This window comes from Psychrobacter sp. SHUES1, assembly GCF_001652315.1.
GTDB lineage: Bacteria > Pseudomonadota > Gammaproteobacteria > Pseudomonadales > Moraxellaceae > Psychrobacter > Psychrobacter faecalis.
Map to the genome: position 1 here is coordinate 24,867 of NZ_LXWA01000043.1, position 13,446 is coordinate 38,312.

At 43.9% G+C, this 13,446-nt stretch carries 12 protein-coding genes; 2 read left to right on the forward strand and 10 right to left on the reverse strand.

Annotation, left to right across the window (positions count from 1 at the left end; genetic code table 11):
* Positions 1-103 precede the first annotated feature (103 nt).
* The 3 genes from A7325_RS05650 to yghU form a co-directional block, all read right to left on the reverse strand.
* Complete coding sequence (locus tag A7325_RS05650) at positions 104-1,774, reverse strand: DEAD/DEAH box helicase (protein WP_068405469.1); 1,671 nt, start codon at positions 1,772-1,774, stop codon at positions 104-106.
* 619 nt (positions 1,775-2,393) lie between these two features.
* Positions 2,394-3,470, reverse strand: coding sequence for a DUF1176 domain-containing protein (locus tag A7325_RS05655; protein ID WP_068405472.1), 1,077 nt, complete (start codon positions 3,468-3,470; stop codon positions 2,394-2,396).
* 447 nt (positions 3,471-3,917) lie between these two features.
* Entirely contained in the window at positions 3,918-4,799 is an 882-nt protein-coding gene (gene yghU / locus A7325_RS05660; RefSeq protein ID WP_068405475.1) for a glutathione-dependent disulfide-bond oxidoreductase, read from the reverse strand.
* A 330-nt stretch (positions 4,800-5,129) separates the two neighbouring features.
* Between yghU and A7325_RS05665 the strand changes: the two genes are divergently transcribed.
* Positions 5,130-6,506 carry a DHA2 family efflux MFS transporter permease subunit gene (locus A7325_RS05665; RefSeq protein WP_068405478.1) on the forward strand — a complete coding sequence of 459 codons (1,377 nt, stop codon included), beginning with the start codon at positions 5,130-5,132 and terminating at the stop codon, positions 6,504-6,506.
* 144 nt (positions 6,507-6,650) lie between these two features.
* Here A7325_RS05665 and bfr (A7325_RS05670) read toward each other — a convergent pair whose 3' ends face one another.
* From bfr (A7325_RS05670) to A7325_RS05680, 3 genes are all read right to left on the reverse strand, one after another.
* Positions 6,651-7,133, reverse strand: a complete 483-nt coding sequence (gene bfr, locus A7325_RS05670; RefSeq protein ID WP_068405482.1) for a bacterioferritin — start codon at positions 7,131-7,133, stop codon at positions 6,651-6,653.
* Positions 7,134-7,203: 70 nt separating this feature from the next.
* Complete coding sequence (gene bfr, locus A7325_RS05675; RefSeq protein WP_068405485.1) at positions 7,204-7,692, reverse strand: bacterioferritin; 489 nt, start codon at positions 7,690-7,692, stop codon at positions 7,204-7,206.
* Positions 7,693-8,175: 483 nt separating this feature from the next.
* The gene (locus A7325_RS05680; RefSeq protein ID WP_068405488.1) at positions 8,176-8,367 is read right to left on the reverse strand and encodes a (2Fe-2S)-binding protein; all 192 of its coding nucleotides are present in this window, start codon (positions 8,365-8,367) and stop codon (positions 8,176-8,178) included.
* Between the two features lie 286 nt (positions 8,368-8,653).
* Here A7325_RS05680 and A7325_RS05685 point away from each other — a divergent pair, with 286 nt between their 5' ends.
* Positions 8,654-8,977, forward strand: coding sequence for an ArsR/SmtB family transcription factor (locus A7325_RS05685; protein WP_068405491.1), 324 nt, complete (start codon positions 8,654-8,656; stop codon positions 8,975-8,977).
* Between the two features lie 143 nt (positions 8,978-9,120).
* On the opposite strand, the gene A7325_RS05690 is transcribed toward A7325_RS05685, so the two are convergent.
* From A7325_RS05690 to A7325_RS05705, 4 genes are all read right to left on the reverse strand, one after another.
* The gene (locus tag A7325_RS05690; RefSeq protein ID WP_082894303.1) at positions 9,121-9,843 is read right to left on the reverse strand and encodes a sulfate/molybdate ABC transporter ATP-binding protein; all 723 of its coding nucleotides are present in this window, start codon (positions 9,841-9,843) and stop codon (positions 9,121-9,123) included.
* 69 nt (positions 9,844-9,912) lie between these two features.
* The gene (gene cysW / locus A7325_RS05695) at positions 9,913-10,923 is read right to left on the reverse strand and encodes a sulfate ABC transporter permease subunit CysW (protein WP_068405494.1); all 1,011 of its coding nucleotides are present in this window, start codon (positions 10,921-10,923) and stop codon (positions 9,913-9,915) included.
* Positions 10,923-11,804 (reverse strand): sulfate ABC transporter permease subunit CysT, encoded by an 882-nt coding sequence (gene cysT / locus A7325_RS05700; RefSeq protein ID WP_068405497.1) that lies wholly within the window; start codon positions 11,802-11,804, stop codon positions 10,923-10,925. The genes cysW and cysT overlap by 1 nt, the downstream gene beginning before the upstream one ends.
* A 222-nt stretch (positions 11,805-12,026) precedes the next feature.
* A complete protein-coding gene (locus A7325_RS05705) occupies positions 12,027-13,127 on the reverse strand; it encodes a sulfate ABC transporter substrate-binding protein (RefSeq protein ID WP_068405501.1) in 1,101 nt (366 codons plus the stop codon).
* Positions 13,128-13,446 lie beyond the last annotated feature (319 nt).

Consider the following 13,446-nt stretch of genomic DNA (forward strand, 5'->3'; position numbering starts at 1 on the left):
GCACAAAAAAGCCAGATAACAAGTATCTGGCTTTTTAATATGACGCTATATGATTAATAATGACATTTATTTAAGCCATTATTAACCATTCATTATAACGTTATTACGAGTTTCTACCGCGATTACCGCCTGTTGGACGACCTTGACCACGGCTGTCAGAGCGATTTGCTGGGCGACCTTGGCTGCCACTTGGACGACCGCGACCGGTTGCAGCGCGATCGCCACGTGGTGCGCTGGTGCCGTCACCACGGCTAGGCGCGCCTGTGCGTTTGCCTTGATAGGGTTTGCCACCTGAGCGCTCACTTGGCTTGCCTTGGTAACCGCTGTCATTGCTTGCGCGTTGACCAGTCGGCGCGCTGTCGCTTGAGCGACCACGGCCTTGACCATTACCGCCGCCGTTTGAACGACCTGCATAACCGCCTGCTGAACGACCACGGCCTTGACCGTTACCGCCGCCGTTAGAGCGTCCGCGACCACGGCCACGACCATTACCTTTGTTTTCGCTTGGTACATAAGTCTTCTTAGGTTCCATACCTTCGATAACACAGACTTCCATTTTGCGATCTAAGTAACGGTTGATAGCGTTTAGCTGTGGACGATCATCCATGCTACATAAGCTGATAGCAATACCAGTACGACCAGCACGGCCACAACGACCGATACGGTGGACGTAATCTTCGGTTTGACGTGGCAAGTCATAGTTAATAACGTGTGAAATCGCTGGTACGTCTAGACCGCGAGCAGCAACGTCGGTCGCTACTAGGATTTTAACCTTGCCATTACGTAAGTCTTGTACGATACGGTTACGCTTGCTTTGCGGCAAATCGCCATGTAGGAAACTGGCTTTATGACCAGCTTCTTGCAGCTGTTTGGCCAATTTTTCTGTACTACGTTTGGTCGCTGCAAAGATAATGATTTGTTCCATATCTTTGTCACAAACAACTTTATCAAGCAAACGGTTTTTGTGATCAAAATCATCACAGTAGTATACTTTTTCTTCGATATGCGCCGATTCAACTTTGATTGAAACGCGCTCAGGATTTTTGGTGAAGCTCGCCGCAATCTTGCCAACAGGGCCATCCCAAGTCGCTGAACACATAATCGTTTGACGATTATCAGGTGCCGCTTTCAAGATATCGTTGATATCATCAGCAAAACCCATGTCTAGCATACGGTCAGCTTCGTCAAGTACCAACACTTCAAGGTTTGATAAATCAACGCGACCGGCTTTGATATGGTCAAGTAAACGACCAGGCGTCGCAACAATCACTTGAACGCCTTTTCTTAGCGCAGTAATCTGACCGTTGTACGGTGCGCCGCCGACTAATGGCACACAGAACAGACCGCGCATGTCTTTTGAATAGGTACGAACGCTGTCATGTACTTGCTGAGCAAGCTCACGCGTTGGCGTTAAGATAAGGGCTTTGGTTAATTTGTCAAAGCTAGTGGCACGGCTTAAACGGTCAAGTACTGGGATAACAAATGCCGCAGTTTTACCACTACCGGTTTGCGCTGACAATAATAAGTCGCGACCCGCTAGAGCAAAAGGAATGGCTTGTTCTTGAATAGGTGTTGGGTTGGTATAGCCAACGCGGTCAAGCGCGGTCAAAATTGGCTTGGCAATATCAAGGTCGCTAAAAGTGATTTTATTTTCTTCAGCAGCGTCAGTAGTAGCCGCTTGATTATTGGTATCAGCAGTTGCAGTGGTGTTTGGGGTATCAGTGCTGTCGATGATGCCGTTTTCAGCGGCGATAGCAGATAAGATGTCAGTCATAGTAATCCTTGGTAAGTATAAGCTGCTGTAAATTCAGCAAGCTTGATGCATACCACTGATAACCGTTCATCACGCCGCATTTATAAAATTATTGTCTCACCTTAAAAAGGCTTAACAATCAAAAGCCAAGCCATAAAGCTTGTCAATATTATAAAGGCGTTCGTGCTGTCTGACGTATTTTGGTGGTAGTGCCGAGTGTCTTATCCTTGTTTGCTAAAAGCGCATTATCAATGCTTTGTCCAAAGCAGATAAAGGCTGGTAACAACCAATCTAACCGATATAGCGGTCAGTAGATAAGATATGAGTCAAAAATAACGGATTTTTCACTATTAATAGAAAAGGTTATTTAAGTACACAAAATCATCGGCAACAATTACTTATGGTCATCCTAGACCCAAAATCGCAGGCGATGTTATCAATCTCATAATTCACGCTAGTCTATGCTAACGTGGCGACGCAGTATAGCACAACATAAGCGCAAACAGTACCTATTTTTCTGTTTATGGTAAAAATAGGTCATATCTCAAACAATTTAGGCTAAAAAGCCGCTGCGCCAGTCTTTAATACAGCCGCTTCAACGCTTTTATCTTTAATACAATAATTTCTAACATACGCGCTATTAACGCGACATTTTCACTTCCGTCACATAGGTTGGCAATTGCCAAGCGCCGCCCGCCTCTATCAGCCGGCACATACCTGTGGTGCTTTCATGACTTTTCTCAAACGCTCTGCCTGTCCAGATCCACTCACTTTTAGTTAGGCAGTCCCCAAGCCCGCGGCCTTTTTGCACCGAGGTTATTTTACCATCGCTATAATCGGTCGCGCTTGTCGTCACCAAGCTCGGCTTATAAGGCTTAGTGTCATTGAATACCCAAACACCCGTACCCGTGTTATAAGCGCCCGTCCAACAATCATGCTGGGCGAGCAGCTGCTTACTGTTTAAACGGCTGACGCGCCACGCTGTCTTATCCGCTAAGTTTGGACATTCAGTGTTGACATCTTTCATGGTGGTTTTCATCATCTCTGCCAACTGCGATGAGCGCATGGCAAATTTTTTCTTACTACTAGAGAGGGCGTTAGGATTAGGAGTGACCAGTCGTAATGAAGGAGCGGCTTGCGGCGACAAGATGCCGCTATTAGATTTACTGGTGTTATTGCTAATAAAAGCGCTTGAAGTCCCTACCCGGCCTTGAGCCTCGTCGGCTTTGAGCATCACGGCACTGGCCCCTTTATCCGATAACTGCCAGCGCGTGTTACGAATCACCAGCTCAATTTTGCTCGATTTGGTCAAGGCATCAAGCAGCGCACTCACCTGCGTTGAGGTTAGCTCGGCATGACCTGCGGCTACTGAGTAAGGCTTGGTTTCTCCATAATCTCTATCATTAATAAACAGTGAGATACGATGGCGATTACCAAGCTGCATCAGCGCTTTAGCAGAGCTTTCTTTAGCGCCGCCAAGCTTTACTTTGCCGTCGACGATAGCATTTGCTCCTGCGCGGCGTACCAATAGTAAAGACACAGGTAAATCGCTATTATTCTCCGCTTGGTAACCTGCCAGCCGGCAAGTACGGGTATTGTCGCAAGCGACTTCCCAATCTTGATTACTAAAGCTTACAGGCGTGGCAGCCTGCGTCACGGAACTCAATAAAGCGGCGCTAAGGGCAGCAAATAACGGTAGTATCATTTTTTTTGTCATGAATAAAGGCAACTTTTTTATTTTTATCAAAATGTTTTTTCTATGCGGGTTGTTTTTGCTAGGAGCATTGTCTGTTAGCAGACTACATGCGCTTGGGGATTGACGAGTGAATGGTAAAGGTAGAAAAACCATCTCGTTGAATAGAGGTAGTAGTATAGGCTGAGTTTTATTATTCTTCATAGTCATTACTCATTAATAGAAGAAATATCAACACCTGCCCAAGAAGGCGGTGGCTACTATCTTAACGTAATAATGTTTCTATCTGTTATGCTAATGTACCATTATGTAAAGACGAAAGTATAGTCAAAGAGCGATATACCGATAAATATATTTGGAATAACGGATATTAAAAAAGCAAAAGGTTAACAAGCAATGGCTTATTAACCTTTTTATGAAAACTTATGTTTTGCTACGACTATTTAAATATAAACTGATAAAGTTAAATCTTTAAACAATAGGCTTTAATTCTAAATCTACGGCGCGTTTTACCGCTGGACGGTCGGCGATTTTTTGTGCCCAACGTTTGATGTTTTTGTAATCATCTACTTGTAGAAATTCTGCCGCATCATAAAGCTTGCCCAGCACCAGCTGACCGTACCACGCCCAGATAATCATATCAGCGATATTATAGTCCGCCTCATCATTACCGCACATATACTCGTGGTCTTTGAGGTGCCTATCTAGCACATCAAGCTGGCGTTTGGTCTCCATCGTATAGCGATTGATAGGATACTCTAGCGGTTCGGGCGCATAGGCGTAGAAATGCCCAAAACCGCCACCTAAAAACGGCGCACTACCCATCTGCCACATCAGCCAAGACAGACAATCTGCGCGCGCTTTACCTTGCTGCATCGGGATAAATTTGCCAAACTTTTCCGCTAAATATAATAAAATAGCCCCCGACTCAAAAAGCGCAATAGGCTCGCCAGCATTTTTATCATTTAAAGCATCAGTATAATCAACCAGCGCCGGGATTTTAGAATTGGGGTTGATAGCGACAAACCCTGAGCCAAATTGATCGCCCGCAGAGATATCTATTTTGTAGGCGTCGTACTCAGCGCCTTTAACATTCAGCTCGGCAAGCTCCTCTAACAAGATATTTACCTTGACGCCATTCGGGGTATTTAGTGAATACAGCTGTAAAGGTGCATCGCCGACCGGTAATTTTTGCTCATGGCGCGCGCCAGCTGTTGGGCGATTGATACTGGCGAACTTACCACCATTTTCGCTGTCGTTTTTCCATACTTTAGGCGGCGTATAGGCTTTGGTATGGTTGTTTTGAGTGTCATTATTTTCGTCATTGTTTGATTGATGATTGTCACTACTCATAATAATTCCTATTTTTTTTTGTATAAAACAGAGCCAAAGCGAGACTGAGGCGGCAAAAGATTTATATTAGTCTCACGTCGTCCTATATGATAATTCTACTATAGCAAATCTTTAGTTAAAGCCCTGTCTTGTAACCCATTTTTAAAAGTAACGAGCACGAGTATCAAAGCGTTTGAGAACACACTTCTTATGAATGAGCTTACACCGTTACTTTGCTACTCTTTAACTCATAGGCGGTTATTTTTATACTAGCCCAACTTAACAGCTTTTTAGAGATAGGCTTAACAACAGAAGTCAAAAGATGAGGTCAAAAGACATGGTGATGACAATATGGTAACCCTAACCCCAACGCAAGATAAATACCTACCCTATGTCTTGGCGGTGGCGCTATTTATGCAGATTTTAGATGCTACCATCTTAAACACCTCTTTGCCGCAAATGGCGCAAGCCCTTGGCGAGTCACCATTAAAAATGCAGTGGGCGGTTATTAGCTATGCGCTAACCTTGGCGATTTTTATTCCTATAAGCGGCTTTTTGGCTGATAAATATGGCACGCGGCGGGTGTTTTTATATGCTGTAATCATCTTTTGTATCGGCTCACTATTGTGTGCCGCCTCCCCAACGTTGAATTTATTGATTGGTTCGCGCGTCATCCAAGGTATTGGCGGCGCGATGATGACCCCTGTGGCGCGTCTCATATTGGTCAAATCTTATCCGCGTAATAAGCTATTAACCGTGATGAACTTTGCGGTGATACCCGCGTTAATCGCGCCCCTAGTTGGACCAGTATTGGGCGGTTATATCGTGCAATATACCAGCTGGCATTGGATATTTCTCATCAATATCCCGATGGGTATATTTGGTTTTATCATGGGTAAAAAGCTGGTACCTGCTTTGTTTGAGGACACCAAGCGTTTAGACTGGACGGGTTTTGCTTTATTTGCTGCCGCCGCTTGCGGATTTACTTTGGCGGTCGAGTTTGGCTCACAGACTGGGCGTGGGTTTTACGGTTTGCTACTCGCACTCGGCGCCAGCATCTTGATAGGCGCGTATGTGTGGCATGCCAAACGCCGTGCAGCGCCATTATTTCCACTAAGTTTATTTAATATTCGCACTTTTCGTATCGGTATTACTGGCAACTTATTCACCCGTTTAGGCATCAGCGCCGTGCCTTTTTTATTGCCGCTATTACTACAGGTGGTGTTTGAATACTCACCGTCACAAGCGGGTTGGCTGCTTGCACCTATTGCCGTTGGTGCAATCGGTATTAAGCCTTGGGTCAGTAAAATTATTCAGCGTTTTAGCTACCGCAAGGTGTTGGTGGCCAATACCTTTTTGATAGGCCTGCTTATTATTGTCTTAGCGCAGTTTAATGATGCGGCAAATTGGATTTGGTTTATCCCTATTTTGACCGTCATGGGTGCCTGTAATTCCATGCAGTTTAGTGCCATGAATACCATTACTATCGGTGATTTAGAGGGCGCGCAGACCAGTAGCGGTAACAGCTTAATGGCGGTCAATCAGCAATTGGCGATTAGCTTTGGCATCGCTTTTGGGGCGGCGGTCTTGAATCTACTGCGGGAGCGCTTCGAGCTTGATACCTTGGTCGCCTTTCAGACCACCTATTGGATACTGGGTATATTAACCATCCTTTCAGGTTTATACTTTTTACGTCTCAAACCTGAAGACGGTCGTGGCTTATATTAAGTTATTGGTATTGAAAGATACTTATCTCTAAAAGTAACAAACATTAAAAAAGCATTAAATATAAAAACGCCAGCGTAACCTAAAATCAGTTAATCTAAAACTTATCTTAGGATACGCTGGCAAGTAACGGCAATTCTTATAACTTTAAGGCGTGTGGTCATCATCCATTTGTGACTGAATATAATTTTCAATGCCAACGTCTTTAATCAAGTCCTCTTGGGTTTCAAGCCAGTCTTGATACTCTTCATTGCCGTCTTTTAAGATAACCAATAAATGACGCGAAACATAGTCGCGCTTGCTCTCACACAAGGTAATTGCATCCGTTATGATAGAAAACTTCTGCTTTTCTAAGCGCAAGTTGCAGTCAATCATTTCAGGCACATCTTCTGCGATGAACATTTTGCCGTAATCTTGCAGGTTTGGCAGACCGCCTAACAATAAAATACGCGCAATAAGATCATCCGACCATTTCATCTCTGCAATAGATTGCTTATAGAAATTTTCGTTTAATGCCTCTAATCCCCAATGGCGGGCAATACGGGCGTGCAAAAAATACTGATTGATGGCGATTAATGACTGACCGAGCACTTGATTGAGTGCGCGAATAACTTCTTTATCCCCTTTCATGCTGTTCTCCCTGTCCTGCTTACTCATTTATCAATTTAATATTCGTGAAAACTGCTTAATATATAAAATACTAAACAATATCAGGAGACACTTCCGCCATCTGGCTTTGTAAATAATTGGGCAGACCAACCATATCAATCAGGCGCAGCTGCTGCTCTAACCAATGGGCATGATCTTCTTCGGTGTCTTTGAGCTGCTCAACCAACATCTCACGCGTCACATAATCGTGCTCTGCTTCACAAAGCGCAATACCGTCTTTTAGATGCTGCTGTACTTGATATTCTAAGTCCAGGTCCAATTGCAGCATTTCAGGTACCGTTGCGCCAATATTAATCTCATTGACGCGCATCTTCGGCGTACCGCTTAACATTAAGATACGGCGGATAATAGCCTGCGCGTGCTGCGTTTCATCTTGCATCTCATGGTGGATACGGTCGTATAATTTACCGTAATGCCATTCTGCATACATCTCAGAATGAATGAAGTACTGATCACGAGCCGCAAGCTCGCCACCTAATAAAAAATTTAAATAATCAATGACCTTTTGGCTGCCTATCATGACTCATACTCCTATGTTTTTATTTGCCTACCAATACATTCACAATAATAGATATAGTTAAAGTACCATTCGTAAACTAATCAGTAAAGATTAAAACCCATCAAACGTCTTACAAAGTTAGGCAGATATAGTAGCATAGGCACGCCGTAGCGCTTGTAACGATATGAACTAAGAATAAGATGCTAATTGAGAATTATAATTAACTCGCTTACACCAATAGCGTTTAGCGAGTAATCTTAAGAGGCGACCTATAAAGGCAATTTATAAAGGTAAACAGAAATAAGGGATAGCCGCACCAGCCTTTTGAGTTACTTATCGTCTTTTATAGTGATGGCTTTTAACCATAAATAACCCTAAAAAGACGATTTGAACGCGGATAAAGGCGAATTAGCGGCTAAAACACTACAGATAGAGGGAAAGCAGAAACGTGATTTGAGCGGATTGGCAATAGAAGTGGAAACAGGCAAATGCTTAAACTGTCTCTTAAACTGCGTAGGCCAACGCATCAAGCTTGGCATGATGTTCGTCAAGAAAGTCGTTGACCATAGGTTCGCAGCAGCCACAGCACGTCGCTACATCAAGGGTGTCTTTTAACCCCTCTAATGTGTCAATGCCTGAAGCAATGGCAGCTTTGATTTGTTTGTCTTTGACGTCGTTACAGATACATACGTACATGTGCGGCTCCTACTATAAATATCTAGCTGGTTATGCTTTATAATAACGATAATTATTACCATTTACAATAGTATTTGGTATATTTATCCGTCATATTAGGTACGGCTAAAAGATATATTACCCTAACTTTATCCATGTAACTGAATACAGTCTTAGGTGTAACCACAAAGTACCAAAGGTAGTAAAATGGCGACGAACTGTAAATCTGCTCATTTTTTAATCGATTTTACCGTTAACTGCTGTTATATTGACCCCCTATTAATTAAATCTATATTGGAATTGTTCTATGTCTAATAATAATTCTACGATACAGCCGCTTGAGTTATTTAAAGTCTTGTCTGACCCAACGCGCTTAAAGATTTTTCAAATCTTATTTAATAAAGAGTCGCGCTGTGTTGGTGAATTGGTAGAAATACTCGATCAGCCGCAGCCGACCATCTCGCGTCATTTAAATCATTTGAAAAAACTGGGCATTTTAAGCTGTGTTCGTGATGGGACGTGGATGTGGTACGAGGTGTCTGATGATTTGCCAGAATGGTGCCAAGATATTTTAGAAATCACCTATAAGCAAATATCAACTAAAGACATCAATATGCCAAAGCCTGCTTAATGTCAAAAAAAGCAGGTTGAGAAAGTCTAACGACAAATAATTGAGCACATAAAAAAGACCTCTCATTGATAGGTCTTTTTTGTTTTTAAGCTTCGTTTTTAAGCGTTGTTTTAAAATACGCCCTTAATATAAATAAGCCTAAATTAGACTAGGTCTAAAAAATCACTGACAAAGGCGTTTGCTGGCTGGTGAATCAGCTCCTCTGACGTCCCTACTTGCTCGACGCGGCCCTGATTCATCACCACAATCTCATCCGATACCGCCCGCGCCTCTTCTTGGTCATGGGTTACCATAATGCTCGTAATACCCAGCTCGTGGTGGATATTTTTTAGCCAAGTGCGCAGCTCTTTACGGACTTTGGCATCTAGCGCGCCAAACGGCTCATCGAGTAATAGTAGTTTTGGCTTTACTGCCAAGGCTCGTGCCAGCGCGATACGCTGACGCTGACCACCTGATAATTGATGCGGATAAGCATTGGCAACTTGCGGCAACTGTACTAGGTCTAGCAATTCAGCAACGCGCTTATTGATATCCGCTTTACTCGGGCGCTCATTCTTCGGTAGCAAGGTTAAGCCAAAACCTACATTATCGGCGATGTTTTTGTGGCGAAATAACGCATAATGCTGAAACATAAAGCCGATATGGCGCTTTTGCACTGGTGTATTGGTGACATCGAGCTCATCAAATAATATCTGCCCAGAGTCCGCATATTCTAAACCTGCAATGATACGCAGCAAGGTGGTTTTTCCGCAGCCTGACGGACCAAGCAACGTTGTCAACTTGCCTGTTGGCACGGTGATATTGATATCATCTAAGGCGGTAAAGTTACCGAATTTTTTATTAACGTTGCGAATCTCGATACTCATAATGGGTTCTCTTATTATATTTTTGGCTTAGCAGATGCCTTTCTTGCTGACGGATTTGTAAAATAGCGCTTATAAATTGCCTGTGCTTTTCGCTAAAGTGGCATCTGTATCCTGCACTTTCTTAGCGTCTTTAGTGTTTGATGTATTGCTAGCATTGCCAGCGTTGTTAGCATTGTGAGCGTTGGCACTTACTGGCAATTCAGGCGCACTTGCTAAACGCTCAGACTTGGCGAATTTGCGCTCTTGCAGCTTGGTCATCACTTGTTGTATCAATAGCGTTACCAGCGCCAAGGCAGCCAGTAAGCTCGATAAGGCAAAGGCGGCGGTAAAGTTATAATCGTTATAAGCAATCTCAACCAATAGTGGCATGGTGTTGGTTTCGCCGCGGATATGGCCAGATACCACGCTTACCGCGCCAAACTCGCCCATCGCCCGCGCATTGGTCAAAATCAAACCATACAGCAGCGCCCACTTGATATTAGGCAGTGTCACATGCCAAAAGGTCTGCCAACCGCTAGCGCCCAAGGTTAATGCCGCTTGCTCTTCACTATCGCCTTGGGTCTGCATCAAGGGTATGAGCTCACGCGCTACAAACGGAAAGGTCACAAATAAAGTCGCTAAAATAATCCCTGGTACGGCGTAAATCACCTGAAAGCCCATGCTCTCAAGCCAGCCACCGATGCTAGAGTTTAGACCAAATAGCAGCACAAACATCAAACCTGCCACCACCGGAGATACCGAAAATGGTAAATCAAGCAAGGTGGTTACCAGCTGTTTACCTTTAAATTGATAACGGGTCACAAGCCAAGCTATTGCAATACCCATCACCATATTAATCGGCAACACGATAGCGGCAGTAATTAAAGTTAATTTAATTGCCTGCAAAGCTTCAGGGTCAACCAGGGAAGCTATATAAAGCTGCCAACCGTTTTTAAAGGCTTCATAGAACACTGCTAAAAGTGGCACCACCAACATCGCCACCATAAACAGTACGGCGATACCGATAAAAGTACGGCGTATCCACGGCGTGTCTTTGGTCGCTGGATTGCTTTGGTAGTCGTAGCTATTAGAAATTTGCATTAGCGGGCTCCTACGCGGCGCGACAGCTTCCACTGTACGATGTTAATGGTCAATAAAATTACAAACGAAATCAGTAGCATAAAAAGTGCGACAGCGGATGCGCCTTGCACATCAAACTGCTCAAGCTTACTAATAATGATTAAAGGTAAAATCTCAGACTGCATCGGAATATTACCAGCAATAAAAATCACCGAGCCATACTCGCCAGTGGCACGGGCAAACATCATACCCGCACCCATCAGTAAAGCCGGCAATAGCTCTGGCAAAATTACCTTACGAAAGGTCGTTAAACGATTGGCACCCAATACCGCCGCCGCTTCTTCGAATTCAACGGACAATTCTGCAAGCACTGGCTGCACCGCACGGACGATAAACGGAAAGCTGACGACCACTAAAGCGAGCCAAATACCGAGTGGCGTAAAGGCGACTTGGATGTCAAATTTGGCAAACCACTGGCCGATTAAACCATTGGGTGCATAAAGAGTCGCAAGCGAGATACCGGTAACCGCTGTCGGTAGTGCAAATGGCAAATCAACCAAGGCATTAATCAGCGACTTACCCCAAAATTCATAGCGCACCAGCACCCAAGCGACCAGCGTACCAAACACCATGTTGGTTAGCATCGCCAAAAACGACATCCATAAACTGAGTTTGATAGCAGCAGTGACTTGCGGCTGAGTAATGGTTTCCCAAAAACCCGTCCAGCCCATTTGTGTCGTGGTATAGGCCATCATGGCAAACGGTAGCACCACCAGTAACGATAAGCTAAAGACGGTGATGCCCATGCTTAGCCCAAACCCTGGTAGCACATTGCGTTGACGCAAGCGCGTCAGCCACCCTTTCTTGATGGGTTTGCTGGCAGGAGAAGTTGTTGCACTCATAGTGATGTCCTATTGCCTAACTGCTGGCGCTTATTTTCTGCTTGTAAGCACCACGTGCTATCAGATGTATTTAATGTATTTATTATGGGTCTGTGTAAGCGATAAAGGACATAGCGTGGGTAGCCATGTCCTTTAGGTGCTTGGACGTTATGGTAAAACTGACGGTTTAAATGCTATTTAAGAAAATTTCTAAATAGCACAATCAGTCAGCGTACTAGCGGCTTACTTTGGTGCATTAATGGCTAACTGATCGAACACGCCGCCATCGCTAAAGTAAGTGCTCATGATTTCATCCCACGTACCAAAGGCATCGTTTGGACGGAAAGTATCGATAGGTGGCAACTTATCGCTGTTTTTATCAAGCACACTCTTCACGCTTGGGCGAAGATATAAGTTAGCTGCCAATTGCTGTGCAGGCTCGCTCCATAAGTAATCAAGATAGGCTTTTGCCGCATCGGAGGTGCCCTTTTTGTCAGTCACGGTTTTCACAACAGCGACTGGGCTTTCAGACTTGATAGAGTATTTTGGATAAACAATATCGACTTGCCCTGCACCAAAATCTTTGGCAGCCAAGTTGGCTTCGTTTTCAAAGGTGACCAAGACATCACCGATACCGCGCTGAACAAACGTCGTCGTCGCTGCACGTCCGCCATTCTCATAGACTTTGACGTTTTTCAGCATGTCTTTGACGTAGTTTTTGGCCTTAGTTTCATCTTTATTAAAGGCATGCAAACCATAACCATAAGCGCCTAAAAAGGCATAACGACCATTACCCGTGACTTTTGGGTTGGCCATGACAATCTCAACGCCTTCTTTGGTCAAATCTTGCCAATCATTAATACCTTTTGGATTGTCTTTACGCACCAAAAATACGATAGTACTGGTGAAAGGTACGGCGTTGTCTGGGAATTTGCTTTCCCAATCAGCCTCAACCAAGCCTTTTTCCTCAAGTAATTCGATATCAGAGCCTTGGTTCATGGTCGCCACATCGGCTTGTAAACCATTAGCCACCGACAGGGCTTGCTTACTTGAGCCGCCGTGCGATTGCTTGATTAAGATATTGCTGTTAGGATTCTCGCTTTTATAGTGCTCAACGAATAATGGGTTGTAGTCTTTATAAAAATCACGTGCCACATCATAAGAGACGTTTAGCAGTTCGATGTTTTGTCCTTCTGCGGCAGCTGGCGTGCCTTCAGCATTAGCAGTCGTTTCTGTCTTTTCGTTATTGCTACACCCCGCAAGACCCAAGGTCAATGCAACGCCTGCAATGCTCAAGACGTTAAGTGTTTTACTTCTTTGTTGATAGCTTGCTGCGTCTTTCATAAATCCCTCAAAGGTGTCTGATAGATGATATTTATTAAATGATGCAAGTATGCTAACAGCGCCAGCTTATTATGTTTAATGATGAATATGCGTATGTTATTGCCAAAATGGAATAATGAAGTAATGGTGATTAAAACATAGCCTTATCAAACACTTAAACGAGAAATTTCTTAAATTGCCTTTACACTTTTATTATTCGCCCTAGATTCAAATAAGAAGTGCAACGTTTTAAAAGAATGAGTTGAAGAGTAAGATGTGCCGTGTTGCATTTCAAACTTCAACTCCTACATATCAGAACGTTATGAAACACTATACACAT